This is a genomic window from Microcoleus sp. PH2017_34_RAT_O_A, from assembly GCF_020737885.1.
Lineage (GTDB): Bacteria > Cyanobacteriota > Cyanobacteriia > Cyanobacteriales > Microcoleaceae > Microcoleus.
Map to the genome: position 1 here is coordinate 110,510 of NZ_JAEQDD010000003.1, position 23,057 is coordinate 133,566.

15 protein-coding genes and 1 other RNA gene are annotated in these 23,057 nt (G+C 41.7%); 1 reads left to right on the plus strand and 15 read right to left on the minus strand.

Annotated features, from left to right (window positions below; all coding sequences use genetic code 11):
- The first annotated feature begins 64 nt into the window (after positions 1–64).
- Positions 65–421 (plus strand): dihydroneopterin aldolase, encoded by a 357-nt coding sequence (gene folB, locus JGK11_RS02745; RefSeq protein WP_293176237.1) that lies wholly within the window; start codon positions 65–67, stop codon positions 419–421.
- A 209-nt stretch (positions 422–630) separates the two neighbouring features.
- Here folB and JGK11_RS02750 read toward each other — a convergent pair whose 3' ends face one another.
- The 15 genes from JGK11_RS02750 to JGK11_RS02820 all read right to left on the minus strand — a co-directional run bounded on the left by JGK11_RS02750 (position 631) and on the right by JGK11_RS02820 (position 22,970).
- Complete coding sequence (locus JGK11_RS02750) at positions 631–1,920, minus strand: adenylate/guanylate cyclase domain-containing protein (RefSeq protein WP_293176239.1); 1,290 nt, start codon at positions 1,918–1,920, stop codon at positions 631–633.
- Positions 1,921–1,942: 22 nt separating this feature from the next.
- On the minus strand, positions 1,943–2,338 hold the full coding sequence (locus JGK11_RS02755; RefSeq protein ID WP_293176241.1) for a response regulator: 396 nt from the start codon (positions 2,336–2,338) through the stop codon (positions 1,943–1,945).
- Between the two features lie 47 nt (positions 2,339–2,385).
- Positions 2,386–4,284 (minus strand): ATP-binding protein, encoded by a 1,899-nt coding sequence (locus JGK11_RS02760; RefSeq protein WP_293176243.1) that lies wholly within the window; start codon positions 4,282–4,284, stop codon positions 2,386–2,388.
- Between the two features lie 7 nt (positions 4,285–4,291).
- The gene (locus JGK11_RS02765) at positions 4,292–6,697 is read right to left on the minus strand and encodes an ATP-binding protein (protein ID WP_293210473.1); all 2,406 of its coding nucleotides are present in this window, start codon (positions 6,695–6,697) and stop codon (positions 4,292–4,294) included.
- A gap of 910 nt (positions 6,698–7,607) precedes the next feature.
- Complete coding sequence (gene nuoK, locus JGK11_RS02770) at positions 7,608–7,913, minus strand: NADH-quinone oxidoreductase subunit NuoK (protein WP_228042566.1); 306 nt, start codon at positions 7,911–7,913, stop codon at positions 7,608–7,610.
- A 124-nt stretch (positions 7,914–8,037) separates the two neighbouring features.
- Complete coding sequence (locus JGK11_RS02775; protein WP_293176247.1) at positions 8,038–8,661, minus strand: NADH-quinone oxidoreductase subunit J; 624 nt, start codon at positions 8,659–8,661, stop codon at positions 8,038–8,040.
- Positions 8,662–8,869: 208 nt separating this feature from the next.
- Positions 8,870–9,448: an NAD(P)H-quinone oxidoreductase subunit I gene (gene ndhI / locus JGK11_RS02780; protein WP_293176251.1), complete on the minus strand. Its 579-nt coding sequence runs from the start codon at positions 9,446–9,448 to the stop codon at positions 8,870–8,872.
- A 98-nt stretch (positions 9,449–9,546) separates the two neighbouring features.
- The gene (gene nuoH, locus JGK11_RS02785; protein ID WP_293176334.1) at positions 9,547–10,665 is read right to left on the minus strand and encodes an NADH-quinone oxidoreductase subunit NuoH; all 1,119 of its coding nucleotides are present in this window, start codon (positions 10,663–10,665) and stop codon (positions 9,547–9,549) included.
- A gap of 564 nt (positions 10,666–11,229) precedes the next feature.
- Positions 11,230–11,620: a transfer-messenger RNA gene (ssrA, locus tag JGK11_RS02790) on the minus strand.
- A 349-nt stretch (positions 11,621–11,969) separates the two neighbouring features.
- Entirely contained in the window at positions 11,970–13,730 is a 1,761-nt protein-coding gene (locus JGK11_RS02795; RefSeq protein WP_293210476.1) for a serine/threonine-protein kinase, read from the minus strand.
- Positions 13,731–13,964: 234 nt separating this feature from the next.
- Positions 13,965–16,277 carry a hypothetical protein gene (locus JGK11_RS02800; RefSeq protein WP_293176255.1) on the minus strand — a complete coding sequence of 771 codons (2,313 nt, stop codon included), beginning with the start codon at positions 16,275–16,277 and terminating at the stop codon, positions 13,965–13,967.
- Between the two features lies 1 nt (position 16,278).
- On the minus strand, positions 16,279–20,232 hold the full coding sequence (locus JGK11_RS02805) for a hypothetical protein (RefSeq protein WP_293176257.1): 3,954 nt from the start codon (positions 20,230–20,232) through the stop codon (positions 16,279–16,281).
- Positions 20,233–20,396: 164 nt separating this feature from the next.
- A complete protein-coding gene (locus JGK11_RS02810) occupies positions 20,397–20,633 on the minus strand; it encodes a type II toxin-antitoxin system Phd/YefM family antitoxin (protein ID WP_293176259.1) in 237 nt (78 codons plus the stop codon).
- Between the two features lie 56 nt (positions 20,634–20,689).
- Positions 20,690–20,932, minus strand: a complete 243-nt coding sequence (locus JGK11_RS02815; protein WP_293176261.1) for a hypothetical protein — start codon at positions 20,930–20,932, stop codon at positions 20,690–20,692.
- A 103-nt stretch (positions 20,933–21,035) separates the two neighbouring features.
- Positions 21,036–22,970 (minus strand): glycosyltransferase family 39 protein, encoded by a 1,935-nt coding sequence (locus tag JGK11_RS02820; RefSeq protein WP_293176263.1) that lies wholly within the window; start codon positions 22,968–22,970, stop codon positions 21,036–21,038.
- Between the last annotated feature and the right edge of the window lie 87 nt (positions 22,971–23,057).

Here is a 23,057-nt window from a genome sequence, read left to right on the forward strand (position 1 = left end):
CAGGATAACTTTATCTGGTTTAATACAATTTGGTATAGGCAACTTACTTTTAGTTTATTTCACAATGGATTGTATTCAACTTACAGGAATTCGCTGCTACGGCTACACGGGCTACCTACCGGAAGAGCAGGTTTTGGGGCAGTGGTTTGAAGTGGATGTCACTCTCTGGCTAGATTTGTCGAAAGCTGGAAAAAGTGATGATATTGAACATACTCTCGATTACCGCAGTGCCATTACCCTGATTCAAGAGTTAGTCAAAAACTCCAAGTTTTTATTGATCGAACGGTTAGCAGATACGATCGCCCAAGCGCTTTTACAACTACCGTTGGTTGATAAAGTTAAGTTACAACTTTCAAAACCTGCCGCCCCGATTCCTGATTTTGGAGGCAAAATCACTCTAGAAATTACTAGAAGTCATTAGTGATTAGTCATATCATTTCCGGTCAATTACCATAACAAAAACAGTTGGTAGTACCCACGCAAGTCCGCTCCATTTTGCGGACTTTCGTGGCCACGCGCGATCGAATCTAATTGCGGTTAATGGATCGGACACGATATCATTGATTATTGGTTATTGGTATATCTTCTCAAATAACCAATAATCCGACTATTTCCAGCATTCATCGCCCTTTAATTCGAGTATTTATTTTGGCATCGATTCCAGTGTAATTGTGCTACAGTATCTTGTGGATTATGCTGCAAGCATTTTTCAAAACATCGGGAAGCAGCTTCCCATTCTTCTGTTGTGTAAAATACTAACCCTTGCTCAAACTCGGTTTTAGTAGCGAGTTTTTGCTCTTGAATTTCCGGCGGATCTGCATCCAAGACTTCAAAGACGGATACCACTTTAGATTTGCCTTTAACTTGTACAAGATCGACTAAACGAATGCAATATTGATTAGCATCTTTTAACCCTAAAAATGTGCAATCGCTAATCAACAAAGGCACGCCATACAGCTTAGTTAAAGTTTCTAGTCGGGAGGCTATATTGACAGCATCGCCGATTGTTGTCCCGTCCATACGAAATTTTCCGCCGACAGTTCCAAGCATTAACATTCCTGTATTGATACCGATGCCAATTTTAATGGGAGGGCGATCGCGTGCTTTTCGGGTTAGATTGTATTCGGCAAGTTTTTTGAGCATAGAGATTCCCGCCTTGACGGCATAATCCGCATGATAAACACTACCAAATAATGCCATAATCGCATCGCCAATATATTTGTCAATTAACCCATTATTCTCAATAATAGCGGGTTCCATTATAGAAAAATAGCTGTTAATAAATTTAAAAATATCTTCTAAAGGCATGGTTTCTGAAAGACTTGTAAACGATCGAATATCAGAAAACATAACTGACATCTCTTTTTTCACAGAATCACCAAGTTCAATATCGACAAGATTTTCTTTGTTCAACAATTTTAGAAACTCATCCGGTACGAAGCGAGAACAAGCTGTATTTAAAGAAATTAAATTTTGGTTTATTTTAATTAATTCTATATTTTGTTTAATTATATTTTTTGCTTGCATATAACTTTTTGTAGCCTCTGTTATCGTCAAAAATAAATCTTCAGCTTGCCAGGGCTTAGCTATGTACCGATAGAGTTTTGCCGTATTAATGGCATTGGTGACTCCCTCGATACTCGCTTGCCCCGTCAGCATGATTGTAATTGTTGAAGGAGACTTGTTGTGAATTTCTTTTAAGACTTCATCTCCTTTCATTCTGGGCATCATGTAGTCGGCAATCACGACAGCAATTTGATGACCATCTTCTAATAAATCATCAACCATTTGCAGCGCTTCATGCCCGTCATGCGCTGTTTCTATTTGATATTGATTTTCCAGGGTTTCTGATAGTTCTTTTCTGAGGCTATCAAGAATCATTTGCTCATCATCGACACACAGAATGACTGGTTTTTTCATATTCCTCTAAGGTGGGATTAATTTATAATTTTTCAATTCCCGACTTGATGGAGTTAATCAGTTCTTGCTTTGTCCAAGGTTTGGGAATAAGATGATGAAGATCTGCTTCTTTTTGGGCTCGTTCGATCGCTGCATCATCTGCCTGTCCGGTTAATAAAATTTTCACCGTTCCTGGAAACCTTTTCTGGACTTCAACGAGCAATTCATCGCCTTTCATTCCCGGCATTAACCAATCAGAAACAATAATTACGACTTGAGTTCCTTCTTCATAAAGTTCGTCTAAAACTTCTAGTGCTTCTTCTGCATTTTCGGCAGTTTCATATACATATTGGTCATCAAATTCTTCTTGAATTTGTCGCAAAACGCTGTTTAAAATAACAACTTCATCATCAACACACAGAATTGCAAGCTTAGGCATAATTATTTTTTTTGCTGAAATTACAAACAATTTAACATCAAATTACTCTAAAGATCTGCTGGCAATGCCACAATAAAAGTAGTTTTTCCAGGCAGCGATCGAAAATGAATTGTCCCTCCATGTTTTTCAATAATTTTTTTTACGATGTCCAGCCCTAAACCGCTGCCCTCTCCTGGAGGCTTAGTGGTAAAAAATGGCTGAAAGATTTTATCTTGAATCTCTTCTGGTATGCCATTACCGCTATCGGTAATACTGACTTCAATGTTACCATTCAATCGAGCGGCATCTACTCTGAGTATTCCCCGATAATTCATCGCTTGCAAAGCATTGTGAATTAAGTTTGTCCAAACTTGATTGAGTTCATCGAAATAGCATTCGATCTGAGGCAAATCTTCATAGTTTTTGATTAATTCTACTCCATGTTTGATTGGATTTTGATAAAGTGTCAGAACTGCTTCTAATCCTTCGATAATATTGACTTTAATTTTTTGCTCGTTGAGATTTTGTCTGGCATAGGTTTTGAGTGCAAATACAACTTTTGCAGCTCTTTCAGAGGCAGTATTGATATCTCTAGTGCTTTCTTGCAATCGCACAAAAGAGCGGACTGTTTTGAGAAATATTTCGCTGCTGGGCTCTTGAAATAAATTGAACAGAGGTTCTATATTTTCGTAGATTTTAAGATCGAGAAGCAAATTGGCAAGAGTATCAGCATTACTGAGATTTTGGGTTTCTAGTTGGGCGACGATTGCTTTTCTCAGTTGTCGTCTTTCCCTTCCAGAAATCAATGCAGGATTTAGCAGCGATCGCGCTAATAATTCCTTAAATTGTAATTCTTTTTCGGGTGTCAACTGTCGAAACCATGTCGGTAATGCAGCCAAATTTTCCGAGAAGTAATCGCCAATATATTTAACAGAGGATTGAATCGCACCCAAAGGCGTATTGATTTCGTGGGCAACTCCCGCAATCAGTTGACCTAATGCTGCCATTTTTTCAGAATGAATCAATTCCTGCTGAGCTGATTCTAGCTGTTTTAAAGTATTGGCAAGTTCTTCGTTTTTTTGCTGTAGCTGTTGCGTTCTTTCGGAAACTTGAGATTCTAAATTACGATTGTAATTCTCTCTAAGTTTTTCGGCTTGTTTCCTTTCTGTAATATCGGAAAAAGTGGCAATCGCATAACAAATTTTTCCAGTTTCATCGCGAATTGGTGTCGAAGAAATCTCTAAAGGAACGATCCGTTTTTCTTGATGAATTTCTAGATCGTCAGTTCGCACTATTTCTCCTGACAAAGAACGCGCGATCGGCAAGTCTGGCGATCGGCACAAATCTTGGCGCTCGCTTTGATACAAAGCATAAATATGGGGTAAATTTTCGATATTCGAGATTGTCCCTTCTGCGATTTCAAACAATTCCTTAGATTTTTGATTGGCGTAGGTTAGTTGTCCCAGAGCGTTATGAACCGATACACCAATTGGCATAGCTTCTAAAAAATGTCTCAATCGCTGTTCATTTTCTATTAATCGTTTATTCTGTTCGGCTAGCTTTCTTTCCTGCACGTAACTTTTAATTGCTTCTTTAACTGTTAATTTTAAATCGACTTTGTGCCAAGGTTTGGAAATATATCGATAGAGTTTTGCGGAGTTAATCGCATTCACGATTCCTTCAACTGTTGCCTCGCCTGTCAACATAATTTTTAGAGTTTGTGGGAGTTTTTCGTGAACGTATCGTAGGACTTCATCTCCTTTGATATCTGGCATGATATAGTCAGAAATCACCAGCGCAATTTCACTACCATCTTTGATTAACTCATCCACCAACTCTAATGCTTCCGCACCTCCCAGTGCTGTTTCAATATCGCATTCATTGTCTAAAGATTCTGATATTTCTCGGATGAGGCTATCCAGAACAATTTGCTCGTCATCAATACAAATCACAATAGGTTTACTCATTTTTTTTTTAACGCTCTATTGGTAGGATAACTGTAAATGTGGTTTGACCTGGACGAGATTCAAAAGTAATCTGTCCCCGATGTTTTGCAACGATTTTGCGAACGATATCCAGTCCTAATCCGCTTCCTTCGCCTGGAGGTTTAGTGGTAAAGAAAGGTTGGAATATTTTCGAGTGGATTTCTGGGGGAATCCCCGTGCCACTGTCGGCAATGCTAATTTGGATATTTTCGTGATTGTGAATTGCGTTAACGGTGAGAGATCCTTTGTTATTCATCGCTTGTAGGGCGTTATGAATCAAATTCGTCCACACTTGGTTGAGTTCGTCAAAATAACACTGAATGGGTGGGATATGTTCGTAGTTTTTAGTTAATTCTATACCCTGTCTGATCTGACTTTGATAGAGGGTCAAAACTGCATCTATGCCGTCGAGGATGTTGGCTTCGATTGTTTCACCGCTAGAGTCGTGTCGGGCGTAGGTTTTTAGGGCAAACACGGCTTTGGCGGCACGATCGCTGGCGATGTTAATATCTCGGGTGCTGGCCTGCAAGCGCACAAAGGCCCGTACAGTTTTGAGAAATTGGTCGCTGTCGCTTTGTCGTAGAAGTGAGAATAAAGGTTCGAGGCGATCGTGAACTCCTAAGTCGAGGAGGATATTGGCTAATCCTTCAGATTTCTCAATGTTTTGGGCTGCGAGTTGGCTAGTAATTGTTTTTCTGAGTTGTCGGCGTTCGCGACCGGATACGATCGTGGTGTTGGCAATGGATCGTTGCAACAATTCCAAAAATTGTGTTTCTCGTTCTGGGGTAAGTTCGCGAAATAATGTGGGAAATTGGCTGAGGTTTTCGTTGAGAAAGTCGGTAATATAACTAACAGAAGAGCGAATTGCTCCTAACGGGGTGTTAATTTCGTGAGCAACTCCTGCTACGAGTTGACCTAATGCTGCCATTTTTTCCGATTGCACTAATTCATCTTGAGTTAGTTGGAGTTCGGTTAAGGTTTGGGATAGTTCGGCTGTGCGTTCGGCAACTTGTTCCTCTAATGTTCGATTGTAATCTTCGCGCAATTTTTCAGCTTGTTTGCGTTCGGTGATATCCTGGAAAGCTGCGATCGCATAACTTAGGTTTCCATCCGCATCGTAAATCGGCGTTCCTGCGCTTTCAATGGGAATAATTTTGTCTGGATGATGAATTTCCATATCCTCGCGACGCACGCTTTTTCCTTGCAACGCATTTAACAGGGGATCTGATTCTTGAGGATAAATGCGATCGCTACCAGCTTGGTAAATTTTGTATTGAATCTGAATTTGTTCGGCAACGGATGCTACCACACCTTGACCGAGAAGATGCTGTCCAGTTTGATTGGTGTAGTAGGGATTTCCGTGACTGTCGGTGACAAAAACACCAATGGGCATGGCATCGAGGAATTGCGATAGGCGACCTTCGCTTTCAGATAACGCTGAATTCAAGGCTTTCATCTCGGCATTCTTCTGTTTGAGTGTTTCTTCATTTTGGCGCAATGCGGCGGTGGCGCGATCGATCGCCAATTGCAACCGTGCCGGTTCGCTAGCTAAAATGAAGACACCGATGCTTCCCACAAGTGCGATCGTCATACCTCCTCCCCTCAACCAAATAGTAACTGGTGAATGGTCATACCATCCAGTTTTAGGAACGGCGGCCAACTGCCAAGAACCGTTCGGTAACGTGACGGAAAGAAAAACGGGTTTTTCCTGAAAAATTGCCCCATTGCCGAAAAAAACCTCACCTTTTTCCCCCAATCCATCTTTGCCACGCAGTACATATTTTAAGTTAGATGATTCTTGTAACAATCCGGCTTCTTCATAGATAGTTTCGGGATTGACCAAAATACTCGCGAGTCCCCAATATTCAGATTTTCCCTCTATTGATTTGACAAAAATAGGCGATCGGTTAATAAATGCAGTACCGCCTTGTACGAGTTTAACCGGGCCGGCAACAACCGATTTTTTTGAGGCAATAGTTCGATCGACAGCTTCTTTTTGGGTCGGCGTTGCTGCTAAGTTTAACCCAACAGCTTTTTCGTTGCCTACAACCGGATAAATATGACTAATCGCCGATTTTTTGGCTAGGTTCGTACTCCGAATCCCTCGATACCTCTCCAACAGAGGAGAAGCAATAGCTGTAAATTCATCTTGGGTGAGTTCGGGACGGGTTGAAGCATGAGTGACTAAAGCTTCTACGAGAAGAAGTCTGGTGTTAATTGCCCCTTCCAAACGGGCTCGCACGGTACTCAGTTGATTGAGAGTATCTGCCTGTTGTTGTTCCTGAAATCGCTGAGTTTCGGAGCGATCGAGAATCATGGTAGCCGCCAGAATTGATAAGGCTGCGCTCGCAGCAGTTACAAAGGCTTTACCAGTATGTTTTTGAATTTTTCTCATACTATAGCAACCGCCACATCGGTGAGGGCATAAATAACTTCATGAATAGAGCCGATACCCGTACTGCATCAATGATTTGATTCGGGTTCTGCAACTGTCAACTGTCAACTGTCCACTTTCCACTGCTATAGATTGTCCGATATGACTCAATATAAGTTAAAAAAATGGTACGATAGTCCCAATGAATTCGGTAGGTTACAATCGGGAATTGCTAATTTTTAAGATACCCGAACTTAAGTAACACAAAAACTCCTTACAAGTAGCAAAGTTTCCAAAATTCAGATCGCTACTGCACCCTTTCGGGATCGCGATATTTAAAATAAGCTACAATTATGAGCAATAGTCCGGACAGTTTTTAGTTGTAGTCTGAAACCCTTGATTTTCCGTTGGCAACTCGATTACCGACTCCCCTTGAAACTTTGATGCTCTTCTTGGCGATCGAATACTGTCCGAAGGAGTGCATCTCACTTTTCAAGAGGGCGAAGCATGACCGCATATAAGTTATTAGTTATCATCTCATATTGATTTCGGTCATGCTTCGCCCCTACAAACATATTTGCCTTGCACAAGCCGCTGCACCAGTCCGAAGTATTGGTTAGAAAAATTATCTGTATTGCTGTATTCTACAGCGACTTGATTGAGAATTGGCAGTAATTAGGATTTTTACCAACTGCTCTGGGAGTTTTGGTTTGAAGTTGTTTAAAGTGCTATTACACAATACTTTTCAGACATTTTATACTTTTGCGACATCTGAAAACATTTCAAGCTTATCTCTATTAGCCGATCGCCCTTGATGGTCTTTTGCTTCTAATTTATTGGGTTGAGGGTTGGGGATATTTGAGCTAAAGCACCGAAATTCCCCAATTTGGTCAACCCTCCACCTTAATTCTGACAGCTTAATGACCGCTGATTACCATTTCAGCAGATTAAACTCTTCCATGTCTACGGTATTGCGGTTGCGGTAAATCGCCAAGACGATCGCCAAACCAACAGCAGCCTCAGCAGCCGCAACGGTTACTACAAAAACAGTAAATACTTGACCTTTAATCTGTACGGGGTCAAGATAGTTAGAAAAACCCATCAGATTGAGATTGACTGCATTCAGCATCAACTCGATCGACATTAATACCCGCACGGCGTTTCGGCTGGTAATTAAACCGTAAATGCCAATGCAGAAAAGTGCAGCAGCTAATAACAGGAAATACTGGAGTTGCAGTTGCATAATTTTTGGGAGTTGCTCTCAGTCTAAATTACTACAAAACAGGCAGATACAGAGGCTGCGAACAGAAACCAGGTTTCTCGCCTGACGAACAGATAGGTACGCAGTGCACACCCTACAATTACTTTGTTTCCGGTGAAGAAACATCACCGGCTGAAACTAATTCGCGGGGGCGTTCAGGCAAACTAAAAGCTGGTGTATCTGATTGCTTCACGGACAGTTCATCCGCAAAGAAATCGCGGCGCGCCAACACAATTGCTCCTACCATTGCCATCAACAAAAATACCGATGCTAACTCGAAAGGTAGCAAATAGTCGGTGAAGAAGTGTTTGGCGATCGTCACGATCGAACTTTCGGCGGGTGCTCCCGTCGTTGTCACAATTGCCCAAGGAGTAGACACTACCATCGTGCCCAAAAGTGCAAACAAACCAGCACAAACGACTGCGGTTGCGACTTGACGCACCCAAGCGTTAGGAATTGTGCGGAACTCTTCTCGTTTGTTTACCAACATGATGGCAAACAAAATTAAGACGTTAACAGCGCCAACATAAATTAAGATTTGGGCTGCTGCTACAAAGTCAGCATTCAACAATAGGTACAAGCCGGCAATGCTGGTAAATACGCCACACAGCAGAAATGCTGAGTAAACGATGTTGGAGAACAGGACTACTCCTAATGCTCCTCCAATCATCATTACGGCGAGTATGCCAAATGAAACAATTTGAACCCCTTCGGCTAGATTCACAATTTTTAATCCTTTGTTAATTGGGCATTGGGCATCGGTAATTGGGCATTGGTAATTGAGAATTGGTAATTGGCAATTGGTAATTGGCAATTGGTAATTGGTAGTTGGTAGTTGGTAATTTGTTGTTTGTTAGTTCCAATAACTTATTACCGATTCCCCATTCCCCATTCCCCATTCCCAATTACCGATTCCCCATTCCCCATTCCCATTACTTACTTTCCTGAATTTCCTCTGGGCGGAGGCCTGCACGGCGATCGGTGTAGGAAACTTCATGAGGGTCCATCACACCTTTCGGCAAATAAGCGAATTCGCGCAACGGTGTCACCATCGGATCGTCTGAAACCTTGTATGGCAAGCGTCCTAGTGCCACATTGTCATAATTCAATTCATGACGTTCGTAGGCGGCCAACTCGTATTCTTCTGTCATCGACAAGCAATTAGTCGGACAATATTCTACACAGTTACCGCAGAAGATACACACCCCGAAATCGATACTGTAGTGCTTGAGTTGCTTCTTCTTAGTTTCTTTGTTAAATTCCCAATCCACCACAGGTAAGTTGATTGGACATACTCGAACACAGACTTCGCAGGAGATGCACTTGTCAAATTCAAAGTGAATTCTGCCCCGAAAACGTTCGGAAGGAATTAGTTTTTCGTAAGGATACTGCACTGTAACCGGGCGGCGTCTCATGTGATCGAAGGTCACAGCTAGCCCTTGGCCGATATACTTAGCAGCTTGAACAGTCTCTTTGGCGTATGCGCCTACTTGATTGAGGAATTTTAGCATCGTGTTCTCTCTCTGTACTTGAGTTTTTGGTAATTACTAATTGATAATAGGTAATTGGTTAACAGGTATTTTTTCTGTTGCCCTTTACCTATTATGAATTAACCGCCAAAAGCAAAGGGAAAGGCAAGTTTCAAAGCTGCGGTCAATAGCAAGTTAACTAGAGCAACCGGAAGCAAAAACTTCCATCCCAAATCTAGCAATTGGTCAATCCGAACTCGTGGCAGAGTCCAACGGAGCAGAACTGCCAAGAACAGGAAAAAGTAGGCTTTCAACAAGGTCATTGTAATGCCCAGCGTGCCGGTAATTACCTGTAACCAAGGAGTTGTTTCGCTCAATCCCAGGGCATTTGTGATAACTCCGACGGGAATCGGGCATTCCCAACCACCGAGGTACAAAACGGCTACTAGCAGGCAAGAAAGGACGAGGTTAACGTAGGAAGCGATGTAGTATAAGGCAAATTTCATGCCTGTATACTCAGTCTGATATCCTGCTACCAATTCTTCTTCTGCTTCGGGTAAGTCAAAGGGTAAACGTTCGCATTCGGCTAGTGCTGCAATCCAGAAAATCAGGAAACCTGCGGGTTGTCGCCAGACGTTCCAGCCGATGATGCCGTAGCCGGCTTGTTGGTGTACGATGTCGATCGTACTTAAGCTGTTGGACATCATCACAACTGCCAATACTGCCAAAGCTAGGGGAATTTCGTAGCTGAGGGATTGAGCAGCGGCTCTGAGTCCGCCGAGGAGGGCGTATTTGTTGTTAGAAGCATAGCCCGACATCAGCAAGCCGATCGGCTGAATGCTAGAAAGAGCAATCCAGAGAAATATCGCTGTCCCCATATCGGCGATGAGCATATGCTCTCCGAAGGGTACGATCAAGTAGGACAGAAACACTGGAATCACGACAATTACCGGGCCGAGCGTGAACAGCAGCGCGTCAGCTTTTGCCGGTACAATGTCTTCTTTGAATACCAACTTCATGCCATCGGCAACGGGTGCTAGGACTCCCAGGGGGCCGAGAAATTCCGGGCCAATCCGCTGTTGAGCGGCGGCGGAAATTTTCCGCTCTAGCCAGACGCTAGTCAGTACCCCGAATACAGCACCGACAACCATCAGCACCATTGGCAGTGGTAGCCAAAGCACGTGGGCGATGTCCGCCGGTAAGCCCAAATTCGTCAGGGCTTCTACAAAACTTCCTTGTAAGTCAATTCCTGGGTTCATGTTTCCAGCTTTTGAGCGATCGCCATATAATTTTTCACCCATCCTTAGTAGGAGTAGGCTTGGAGATTTGGGTGTTTGTAAAGATTTTTAATGCTTTACCGCATATCAGTATATCGCCGGACAGGCCCCAAGAACCGATAGATGAGGGGAAGTTATAGTTATCTGATCCCCAAGCTTGACTAATGGGTTGCTAACTTATGGTTGAGGAATGAAGAGGAGACGGCAGTGCCCTGTCCCTACCATGATTAATTGTAGGGACACGGCACTGCCGTTTCGTCCGTTTATATCATTGCGATACTAATGAAATTGATATGATATCAATTCCGGTTACACCAGAATGATATAGAGTCCAGGGCAGTGCCGTCTCCCTACAATATTTGTCGGTAGGGACACGGCACTGCCGTCTCCTGATTTTGGCTACTAATAATTCCGATGCTACCGGATTTGATATCACTCCTTTGAGATATAGCCCAAACAAAAAGGGCAGAGAATTAATTCTCTGCCCTTTTTATGCTTTAAGGTAACTTTCAAATGGCTTAAACCATTGATTTTACGCTACCTTTTTTATGGAACTGGGCAGAATCGAACTGCCGTCCAAAATGGGTATTTACCTTCCGATCGTTCACAGGTTTATCCCCTCTGATCCTTGGGGCGGGAACCATCTTTATCCTAAATGGGAGGATTTTCTAGTGATTGCTTTCCCGGCTAGACGACTAGAAACGTTTAGCTAGGGCATCCGTTGGGGGTTGTTATGCTGCCTTTAACGGAGTTAAGCGGCATACACTCTGAACCAAGCTAGAGAAGTTTTTAGGCTACAGCTACGGCTTTGCGAGCGAAAGGAACGATGTTGTTCGCATTTACTATTTTTTTTGAGCCGATATTAACGAGAGTAGACTCCCTCTCGACCTGCATCACGGAGCAGCTTTCGCCACCCTGTCGAAACCATTACAGCCCCTCGTGTTCTCTAATCATAGCTAATATTTTGTATAACGTCAATCGATTTTGGATTTTAGATTTTAGATTTTGGATTGAAGATTTTGGATTTTGAATTGAGGATTGGGGATTTTGGATTGGGGATTGGGGATTGTTTGGCAAATAGTAGAGGCCGCACTACCAAGAAACCGGGTTTTTTAACCGAGACAGATTCAAAAAGGTACGTAGTTGCGCTTGAGCGCTGAAGCGCAACTACGTACCTAAAAAACCTTTAAGTATTGTGACACTTGCGATCGCCAACTGTGAGAATGAGCATTTTGGGCAAATATTTTCGTTAAAAAACCCGGTTTCTCTACACCGGTGGAAGATTTCTAATGCAAAGTTTTGTCCCAGACGCCGATGTAAATTCGATCGCGATTGTTGCGTTCGATCGTCCCTTTCAACGAACCTTTCTGAAAATTAAACCGATTGGTGCGACGTTGCTGCACGTCCCGGAACCCTTGCAAAATCTCCTTATCTGCGCCGCCCACCATGCCGTTTAACGCGGTTCGGACTACCAAATCGTCCACCGACTGGGCAAAAGAACCCTCTGTTTGCACGAGTTGTTCGGAATTGCGATCGTAAATATAGCCGAGAGTCACCCGGTTCGGCAGCAATTCATAAAGTGCGGTGCGAGTATTCGGCCAATAGCCGCGGGATTGAGAGTCTGTGGGATCTCCCAGTGCACTTACAATCTGACTTTCCGGCGTACCAACGGCAAACCCTGGGATAGTGGGAGTCTTCTGATAACCGGTTCCGGGTTTTTCGCTGGGTGGGGGCGATCGATCGGGCGGCAATTGCTTGTCAACCAGTTTTTCCGCTGGTGTGGGTTTCCCAGCCTCAGGTGTTGGAGTTGTTGTTGGTGCTGGAGTTGGGGCCGGAGTTGGAGTTGGCGCGGGAGTTGGAGTTGGAGTTCGAGTTGGAGTTGGCGCGGGAGTTTCAGCAGCAGGCGACGGAGTTTCTCGGCGAGGGGGAATTGGTGCGGGTGTGGGAGTGGGAATTGGTATGGGGCTGGTGCGTGCGTCTGGATCTGCGGGGGGGGAAGTGCGATCGTCCTTCGCCATCGGTGCCGGTTCCGAAGATTGTCCGTTGAAGAAAATCCTCGCAATCCCGACTAAACCACCGAATATAAGTGCGATCGTCACCAACCCCAAAATCAACCAAACCTTGCGGTTGCCGGAGCCATTCGTCACTACAGCAGGCGCTGTTCTCAGATTTGCCGGCGACTGAGGCCCGTGTCCCGGCATCACCGCCAGCGTCGGCCCGGTGTCCGACCCTGCACCCTGCCCGTGCAGCAGCGACAGCCACTCATCCACGCTAGCAGGGCGATTTTGAGCCTCTACCGTCATCCCCCGCATCACCGCTTGACTCACAGTCACACTTAAGTCAGGCCGCAAGTCGCGGGGTGAAGGCATCGGCTGGCTGGTTCGCAAAATGGCAGCCACGGGCACCCTGGCTGTGAGCAAAGTGTAAAGCGTCGCCGCTAGCCCGTAAACATCGGTAGCGGGCGTATATTTTCCTTGGGCGAAATACTGTTCTGGCGGTGCGTAACCGTCGGACACCATATTAGTGTGACTTTGAGTTGCGCCTGCTGTAAACTCGCGGGCAATGCCAAAATCGATCAGCACAACTTCCTGAGTACCTTGGCGCAATAAAATGTTTTGGGGTTTGATATCTCGATGCAGCAAACCCTTTTGATGAACTGCTTTCAAAGCAGCCCCAATTTGAGTGATGTAGAGAATTGCCAGATTTTCGGGGAGGGGATTGTTTGTACCGACTACATCGCCCAAATTCTGACCGGCTATGTAGTCCATTACCATGTAAGGCTGTCCGTCTTCGACAAAGAAGTCGCTGACGCGCACTATATTCGGATGGACGCAGGAAGCCAACCGCCTTGCTTCGTCTTGAAACTTGCGATCGAACTCGGCAAAATTTGGTTGTCGCCGCAGGGATTCGTTGAGGGTTTTAATAACGACAGGCTGTCCTAAATAGCGGTGAGTTGCCTTGAAGGTAATTCCAAAGCCACCGCGTCCCAATTCTTGTTCGAGGGTGTACTTTCCACCCTGTAAAGTTTTGCCGATGAGCGCATCCATAGGTTCGGGCGATCGCACTTCAAATAATATGGCTGATTATGGCACATATGGTTTGCTCAGTTACCAGTCTAAATGGCGATCGAGAAGTGCGATCGGCTCTAAGTAGCAGGTTTGCTATCTGACGTTGATACTTTTCTCCTGCCTCACACCAGATGTGAGTGTATCCGATACTCTTCTCCGATCGCTGAAATATCTGGATTTTTTCTGAAATCAGCATTCAAATTCAGCCTTGTTTCAATTTTCAATTAATACTTGTGCTACTTTTTGTAACAATGACGATTGACTGTTATCACCGATTTTTAAAACATTTTGAGTTAGCGTACTAAAATGTAAAGCTGCGATGGGATGCTCGATAAGCTCAGATCTAGGAATTGACTCTCCTGAATCTCTCTTCCCAATCAAATGATAGACTTTAAACCCTTTCTTAATCGAGTCTCCGATATTTTGTGCGGGAGGAACATAATACTGAATAAATGTTTCGTTCTTCAAATCCAAACTTATCATATTTTGGATTCTGTTAATAGGTTTAATCTCGCTGTTGTAATGGGATACCAAAGGTAACAATCTACTACTATTTTCACCTTTGTTTTTGCGGTCTATTGTTAATTCTCCGCTTTCCAAGTCTTCAATAATACCAATCCGTCCAATTAAGGTTGGCGTATACCTATCATCTGTATAACAACTAATATACAGCTTCTCTGATTCATCTACAAAATATTTTTGATCGTTAATTAATTTTTCTGACTGATTTTTTTTCCTTATTAATCGAAATTTCGTTTCTATTTGTTTCATATCTCGCATTACATTTTTTATATATATGCAACCATCTTTGTAGATAAATTCTACCGCAACCGCTTTAGGTTCCTTGTTTTTGGGGCTGCGTACATAAATACTAAAAAATTGTTTTTCAGGAAATGATTGATGAGTAATAGGCAAGCCCAAGTTCGGATTTGCAAGACTCTGCGCGATCCAGTTCTTAATTCCCAACTCAATCAATACTTTCTGAAATTTAGGTGAAATCTTTATCTTGTATTTATCGCAGAAACTTTCCCATTGTTTGCTATCTGCTTGTTCTTTTAGATAACAAAAAATAGAACCCTCTACATCCAAGATTTTCCCTTCTGTAAAAGATTGCGTCTCCTTGTGGAGACTATCTCTATCAATTTTCCAATTTGTATAATTAAAAACCGCAAAATCAGTTTTATCATCTCCCACAGCACGAAATTTTGGTATATCTATCCCCTGCGTGCTAAAAAATAGTCCCGTCTCCAAATAGTTAAATCTTTTCTTTAACTGTGAATAGAAATCTACTGACGATTTATTATCTATTGTTGTTGATGGATACCACAGATCGTTTTTTGCTTGATAAGCCATCGAACCCGCTTCTTCCTCCAAAAGTTTATTGAAAACCAAATAGTTTTTTTTCGGTTCGAGTTGAATATCTGACCATTTAATAGATTCCGTAATTTTCCAGCAAACCCCGTCCTCACCGTCAGGTACTTGTTCGTAGGTACTAACAGTTTTTCCATCATTGTAAAATGCGATCGTAGATATCCCTTGATGTTTCAGAAAGCATTGCAAAAATTGTCGGTCATCTTCTGTTAAATCGACTCCAGTATTGTTAATAATCTCTAAGGATTCTACAGATTCTATGTTTTTGATAAAAGGGTTTTCTAAGTAGTGGTCAGCGTGAAAATCAAGAGATTTAAATTTAATCTGGCACTCACTTAAAAAGTCCTCAAGTTTTGTCATGAGGTTTTGGTAATGATAAAGCTGAGTCTTTTTGAACTGGTCATAATTTTTGGGATCGCTACCAAATTGCATAAAATTTATTTTATTTTTTTTCCTAGCATCTAGGTCACGATCGAAGTAGTAGTTCTTATCGTTGTAGACCAACAAATCTCCTAAATCATCACCATCTATGGTACTGTAGCTATCTTTTGGTAAGAAGAGTCGGTGTTTTCGAGACAAGGTTAATGTGAGTACGCCATGTTGATTGTATTTGATTAACAAGTTTTGTCCCCACACAAAAAGAGCCTCTTTCGATTTGCTGAGATCCCTGGAATGGAGTAACAGTAATTCTTCAAAACCATTCAGTGTCTCAAAGTATAAGCCTTGAGACAGAATATAAAACTTGAAAATGAGGTTGAAAATTCTTTCTCGAGCGCTAGAATTGTCTGTAAATAACTTTTGCCATCCAGAATGATTTTTATTAGGGGATAAAAAGAACACATATTTTTTGCCCCCAGTATATGAGAGGAAGTATTGAATTTCTGATTTTTCTCGTTTCTCCCCATGTGCAGCAAGTCTTTCTTGGACTTGAGCTTTAATGTATTTATGCCGCTCTTTATAAAAGGTAGGCCGTGAATCCTCATTTTCAGAATCTTTATCTTCAGCAATCGGATATTTAAGCTCAAAATGTTCTATCCCTTGTCCCTCTTTAAATAGATACTTACGCAGTTTTTCGGCAACTTCTTGTGGATTTTCTAAAATTTTTAGTTGATTGGTTCGCGATATATCTGATAATGCTGCTGTTTTATTTTTCATTTTATTTCTCCTTTGTAAACAAAAACTCTTTGAGGATATTGGATTCTACTGGACAATTGCGATCGTCAAAGAAAATTAAATTTCCCGAAAATAGCGTGGGTGAGTATTGTTGATTTTTTTCTTGGGCGGCGTGCAAGTTAAGAAGTAACCCCCTTGCGGTGCTAAATTCTGGATAGTCTGAAACAATTTCCTTCAGCTTGTTTTCGGTTTTATCCAGCGTCTTTTTTGACAGGCGATTTCCCGAAGGTACGCTCCAAGCTTTAACATCAATACAAAATAACGTATTCTCCTTGACATAGTACAAATCAAACCGCTCGTATAGTTTACAATATTTTTTTAAATCTCGCAATGGCTCAAAACGATAGATGGATTTTATGGCTTTCCAGTCTTTACCTTCTTTGAAAACTACATCTTGAATCCAGCGTTCCACAAAATTTTCAGCCAGTGAAGGATACAACACATCGTAAAAGAAATTCGGACGCGGAATATAAGTATTAAAAACTTCAGGTTGTGGCATCAAATTGTTGTAGAGTCTGTAGATTAAATCAGTCGAAGGATCTAGGGAGCCAATTTCATTACCTTCTAAGTCATAGCCTCGCTCGCTAATTTTTAGATATTCAGGATATAACCGCTTCTGGTAAGGATAGATTTTTTCCCCATTGATGCTATCGCTGATAATCTGGAATTTTTTACCGCTTTCTTCCTCGGAAGCTAAATAGGGCGTAAATTCAACTTGTTCTGGGTTGTGATAGAATAATGACTCAATAAAATCAGCAGGAAATAGCCCTGAATCTCGCAACTTTTCCAGATACTTAGCTGGGTCTTTGAAAACAATTGGATCGCGCAACGCATCCCACGATTTTGTGATGTCAAAACTATGTTGATTAAGATGAAAGCGATCGATTTCCTCCAACATTTGTGTTTTAAACGCTTGGAAAGCCATAGTGGCATCAATCTCATCAAGAATATGATCTTCATAATCCTTAATCGAGCGTTTTTTTTCTTCTTCTCGAACGCTTAAGTAAACTTTGTGGTTGTTAACGGAAAATTTACGAATTTCCTCCTTTTCTTTCCCTTCCAGGTATCTGTAAAAATTCACTAAATTTTTTCTGGTTTCTTCATTAACAAATATTTTTACCACTTGGTTAGGAAAATCGCGTCTCTCAGATCTGCCGATCGCTTGCAAAACTTGTTTCCCTAATAAAATCTGGTGTTGCTGCTGTCGAAATTCTCCAGCTTCTGGTCGGCTGAGGTATTGGTTGAAATCTTTGATTTCAATATTAGAGTCTCCCAAGTTTACAATACTTTTCATCAACGCAAAATGGTAAAGCGTCATAGATAATCCAGAATCTTTTGATTTGTTCAGCGATGGGCCCATTACTGTATAGTAACTGTCCATTAACAAAGCTAAAGAGTCGAAATCTTTTTCATCGCCGTTAGGATTTTTAATAATCGGATTCAATCCTTTGGAAGCTGACTGATAAGCCGATATAAAGAAGATTTTCTCCCCTGCTTTTTCAACCAGCTCATTCAAATACGTGTTTTGAGCTTTTTTGTCGCAATAAAGACTGTTGAATGATGCCTCATACAAAATTATTTTAATCTGAATATTACTCTGATATTCCTTATGCTTTACTTGCAGATAATATATATTTGGATGTTCGGTTGATGCTTTAAATTTAAAGTTAGCCTGCTTGAGTAGCTCGCAATGTTGAATTAACTTTTTAATCCAGCGTAGAGTTTGAGTAAAAGCAATTGTTTCTTGAATTGAGTCATCCTCAAACAGGTAAAACAAGAAACGAATAAACTTTTGAATTTCTTGGATTTTGTAAGTTCCCAGCCAATTCCCATCCTGCTTGAGATCGTCGATAAAACTTTTTAAAATAGTTTCTTCAAATTGTTCCACAACTTTTTGAGTTTCGTTATTTGGGAAAGACAATAAATCTTCACCGAAAAACTTTACTGCAATCTGTCGCTGCGCCTCACGACTTTCTCTGATGTTTTCGCAAACCGATACTTCTTCCTCGCTCATTTCCTTAAAGGAAGTTTCACCGGATTCACTAGCATTCCGCAATTTATCTTTGAAATACTGCATATCATAGCTCGTGCTTAAATCTCCTAAAATTCCTCCTGTTGCTGAAATCAGAAAAATCACATTACTATTATTGCATAACATGGAATTGAGCTTGAATTCAGGCGAAGTCAATATAGCCGTACTACCAATAGAAACTTCTCTAAGGGCGCGATCGATCAGATTATTTTTAGGATTTTGATAACGAGAAATTTCTTTGATATTTACGATCGACTTATAACTTTCATAGACATAAGTAGTATTTAAGTATTTTAGCAGTTGATTTTGCGAGGGGCTTTCTTCACTTGCCTTTTGGACTTTAGCTATTTGTTTCGACCAAATTTCTAAAGAACGGGATTGAGAATCTTCAGCATCTAAGACGTTAGCTAGAAAATCTTTGATGGTTTTGATTTGCGATCGCACAGCTAGAATGGCATAAATTAAGTCTGCTACAGAAGTATTATCTGCCACTTTTTCCTCTGTGATTTGGACGTGCCCGCCAGAAGGTTTGGTTAAAAACAATTTTTGCAGAGGTTCGAGGTTGTAGATGTATAGGTTGTTGTATGCAAAAATGTTCATTAAATCATCACATATTTTATTGTAAAGCTTTTGAGGAATCAACAAACTTCTATTATTCTCAAATTTTGAAATAACTCTGGATAACATTTCAAAATCCACTATAATGAGATTTTCTTCATCATTGTCGAAAATCCCAACTATTTCTTCCATTGAATCGTCAAGCCCATTTTGAATTTTTACTATTTTTTCTAAAAAATTGATAGAGTTTCCCTCCTCAAAGGTCAACCGTTGATATATGCGGGCGAATTTTTGCAGTTTTGGTTCTAGGGCTTTGTCTTTTTCAAAATGTTCTTGAAATTCGTAAAAAGCTCCCTTATTCTTATCTATGAAATTTAAAAAATCTCTGTTTTCATTATTTTTAGTTGAAAACAGCATAGAAAATTCTCTATTGATAGATGATAGCGCATTATTGATTGCCAGTTTTTCAGGAGAGATGATATCAATCTTCTCCTCTAGCATAATTTGATAGCCATCTTCCTGCTCGTCCAAGGCAAGTATAAACTTTCGGGAGTTGTCTGTATGCTCAATAACGTATTTATCGAGATGACTGCTTTTCTTTACCCATTTTGTACCGTTGTGGATAAAGTACGAAATAGCCGTTTCAAATTTTTTATAGGTGAGGATCAAAATTCCCGATTTGTTTTGCAGAAGGTGGAGGGGAAAAAATATTTCAATTAACTTTAAACATTCAGCAGGACAATTACTTTTATCTAATTCAGATTTGATAAAAAATTCTAAAAAGCTTTCAATTAAATAATTAAGTTCCCATATTGCTTTATCAGTCTCAGATTTATTAAAATTCTCATCTCCAAAACCTGTATTTTTTACATATTCAAGGCGTTTAATCACATCTTTTACTTTCTCAAGGTTGCGTCGATTTTCCTGAACCTTTTCATCAGGACATACTTTTTTATCGATTTTCCAAATCTTTTTGTTTTTGAGAATTGAAGATATCAACTTTTTGTATAAGTTGATATACTCATCCGTCGTTTTCATTTCTAACGAATTTATTTTATAGACGGGAATATCTGGGTATTGGCTCTCAACTGAAGCTGGCACACATAAGTGTTCTCTCAATGGGGAAACATATATACCGATTATTTGAATATTTGAATGTTCTTCTATGGTTTGATATATTGCTTGAAACAATTGGTGAGTTTTTCCTGACCCTGTACCATAATTGATGAGTTTTAGTTGAGGACGGTTTTCTCGAAAGCTATCTTCAATAGTTGCAAGGTAGGAATCAAGAATTTTGGAACGAGCTGAGTCTAACTGCTGATTAAGATCGTCTGTTTGCTTTTGCATTATGTCTTATCACCTTATCTATAGTAAATACATATCGTGGGATAGTCTTTTCTTTGACTGATACCCATAGTAGCGCCTTAACTCTTGTACTTTGTCTTGTAAATTGCTAGAAGCCAGCTTTTTGGCATCTTTCTGTGCCTGTTTGGTATATACCAAATTCCAATTCACCACTCCAACTCCCTAGCGCAATTCTCGATCGGCGTTGCCAGTCCTTCGCGAATCGATTCCCGCATTCCTGGCACTGATAGAAGATAGAGTGTCTCCTGCACAGATGCCCAGTCAGATTCCGATAATAACACTGCATTGCTAGTCTGTCCTGCGATCGCGATCGGTTGATGTGACTGACTCACCGAATCGATTAACTGCTGCAACTGCTGTTGAGCTTCATTAATTGGGATCATAGTCTTTCATTCCTCTAAAATAGCTCGCTCTTTCTCGAACCGCCTGTCTTGTATAATCACCGATCGACATCTTGAGCCACCATCATTGCATTGATATGGGTAAAGATGCGATCTAATTCCCCAATGGCTTCAAGTTCCGCTATCTCTTCTGCCATTAGTCGATCGTCCTTCTTCTTTTCTAACAATTGTTCCATTCGCTGTTGGAGCGATTCACTAAATTTGAATAACTTCCAGCGATCGACTTTTTCAATGCAAATCTCATGGATTAACGAGGAGGGTTTGTTCAGGATTGAAACCATGATTGGCTCCCAGCTTGATGTTTCAGGTGTTTAGTAGATTGTACCGCAATTTCAACATCATAGCTGGTCTGACGCTCGATCGCCAAAACCGCAGTACAATACACTAATTCAAAAACGCCTTTCTCGGAACCCTTGCCAGTTGGTACGCGCCGCGACTATCCAACAACTGATATTGATTTGGCTGCAATCCGAATTCCACAAACTTGTGTGGATATCCCAGCACTAGAATCGTCGGAGAAGTGTGGTTGTTGGATTCCTCAATGTAGTCTTTTGCGCCTCTGGGAAGTCGGTAGAAAGTCACCGGATCTTGCGTATAAAAAACTAAACTCGGTTTCCAGAAACCAATCATCATCAACTCTTCTCCCGGCAGTTTTTGTTGGACAACAACCTTCGCTAACTCTCTCAGAGGTAACTGGCGGTTGAGATCGACCAAATTGTAGGCGGGAGTCAAACCAAAGATGATAAATGCGACTAATCCGATGAAGTTAGCTACCAAAATCCAGCGTTGTTGCCGCTTCCAGAGTAAAAGTGCGATCGCCCCAGCCGCCGTTATCCAAATCGTACCGCCAACCATCAGCAATCCCGACTGCTGAATTGCTTGCGGAAAATTGGGCATTGCCGGGTCATCTCCCAGCCAGTGGTAGCAGTAAAAAGTTGCTCCGGCTATAATCAGTAAAAATACGATATTGAAAATGTATGTAACTAACAGCCCTCGCGGTAAAGAATTTGGTTTTTTCTCTAACTTTCCCGGTCTGTTTTGTGGTTGCTTGCCTGCAATAATATCGCTCCACAGCAGCGTTACCAAAATGGCTGCGGCGGGCAGTAAAGGCAATACATAACTAGGCAATTTTGTCACGGCGAGCGTGAAAAATCCAAAGATGCAGCCGAACCAAAATAGGGCAAATAAACTTAATTGTGCCGATCGCGCTTGACGGCGCCAGTAACTGCGCTGCCAAAAACGGGTACGCGCGATCGCCACCGGCAAATAAATTGACCAAGGCGCAAAACCGACGAGCACTACAAAAAAGTAAAAATACCAAGGCGCCGAGTGCTTGTTGACTACTCCAGTAAAACGCTGGAAATTGTGATAGCCGAAAAAACTGTCAATATAAGTTTCACCGTTGGCTAAAGTAACGAGAATAAACCAAGGTAGGGCGATCGCCAAAATAATCAAGATTCCCGACAGCGGACGCATTTCGCGCCAAAGTTGCCGAAAATTTCCCAAATACAGCCCGAAGCTACCAATAATCATCGCTGGGATGACAATTCCCACAGGCCCCTTAGCCAGAATTGCTAAGGCAATTAGTACGTAACAAGTCAAATACCATTTATTGGGAAATCGCCCAGCAGAAATGGTGGAAAGTTCTGCTTTTTCTCTCTGTTCTTCTAGCGTGTAACCGAGAAAAAATGCCAAAAGTGACGAACAAATACAGGCAACTAATAGCATATCAGAAACGCCAGTCCGCCCCCAGGCAATAGTTTGGGGATTTAAAGCTATTAATGCCGCACCAATCCAAGGAGTAGAAAGAAAGAGGGGGAGATTGGGAGATTGGGAGAATTTTGCTTCTTCCTCATTCACTCTTCCTTCTTCCTCATTCCCTCTTCCTTCTTCCTTCTTCCTTCTTCCTTCTGTTTTCGATAGAGTGTAGAATCCGAGGCAAGTCAGGGCGATCGCACAAAAAGCCGACGGAAGGCGCACAGCCCACTCGTTAACGCCCAGAGTGTGGTAAGCCACCGCCATCAGCCAGTAAATCAACGGCGGCTTGTCAAACCTGGTTTCGCTGTTGAAATAAGGAGTGATCCAATCCCCTGTCACCGTCATTTGACGGGCGGCTTCAGCAAACAGCGGTTCGGTTTCGTCAACTAAGCCGATGTTGCCTAAATTCCACAAGAAAGCTACCCAGGCGATCGCGCACAGCCACAACACCGATAGCAACAAAGGTACCATCGGCCGATGCCTGTAATATTCTGACAAATTTTTAATAACTTCCTTCACCCAAACTTCCTGCGATTTTAGATTTAAAATTTTAACTCGCATAGAAGTCTACCGAAAAATTGCCTTCTCGAAACTGGGAATTCGATCTAATCCGGTTCAATTCAAATCTTGCAGCGTTCTCAAGAACAG

Excerpts from the sequence above, each read along its gene's own strand:
- JGK11_RS02795 (WP_293210476.1), bottom strand. The coding sequence starts at position 13,730 with ATGGATGCGCTCATCGGCAAAACTTTACAGGGTGGAAAGTACACCCTC.
- folB (WP_293176237.1), top strand. The coding sequence starts at position 65 with ATGGATTGTATTCAACTTACAGGAATTCGCTGCTACGGCTACACGGGC.
- JGK11_RS02815 (WP_293176261.1), bottom strand. The coding sequence starts at position 20,932 with ATGGTTTCAATCCTGAACAAACCCTCCTCGTTAATCCATGAGATTTGC.
- JGK11_RS02765 (WP_293210473.1), bottom strand. The coding sequence starts at position 6,697 with ATGAGAAAAATTCAAAAACATACTGGTAAAGCCTTTGTAACTGCTGCG.
- JGK11_RS02760 (WP_293176243.1), bottom strand. The coding sequence starts at position 4,284 with ATGAGTAAACCTATTGTGATTTGTATTGATGACGAGCAAATTGTTCTG.
- JGK11_RS02810 (WP_293176259.1), bottom strand. The coding sequence starts at position 20,633 with ATGATCCCAATTAATGAAGCTCAACAGCAGTTGCAGCAGTTAATCGAT.
- JGK11_RS02800 (WP_293176255.1), bottom strand. The coding sequence starts at position 16,277 with ATGAAAAATAAAACAGCAGCATTATCAGATATATCGCGAACCAATCAA.
- ndhI (WP_293176251.1), bottom strand. The coding sequence starts at position 9,448 with ATGCTAAAATTCCTCAATCAAGTAGGCGCATACGCCAAAGAGACTGTT.
- JGK11_RS02755 (WP_293176241.1), bottom strand. The coding sequence starts at position 2,338 with ATGCCTAAGCTTGCAATTCTGTGTGTTGATGATGAAGTTGTTATTTTA.
- JGK11_RS02750 (WP_293176239.1), bottom strand. The coding sequence starts at position 1,920 with ATGAAAAAACCAGTCATTCTGTGTGTCGATGATGAGCAAATGATTCTT.
- nuoH (WP_293176334.1), bottom strand. The coding sequence starts at position 10,665 with ATGAACCCAGGAATTGACTTACAAGGAAGTTTTGTAGAAGCCCTGACG.
- JGK11_RS02805 (WP_293176257.1), bottom strand. The coding sequence starts at position 20,232 with ATGCAAAAGCAAACAGACGATCTTAATCAGCAGTTAGACTCAGCTCGT.
- JGK11_RS02820 (WP_293176263.1), bottom strand. The coding sequence starts at position 22,970 with ATGCGAGTTAAAATTTTAAATCTAAAATCGCAGGAAGTTTGGGTGAAG.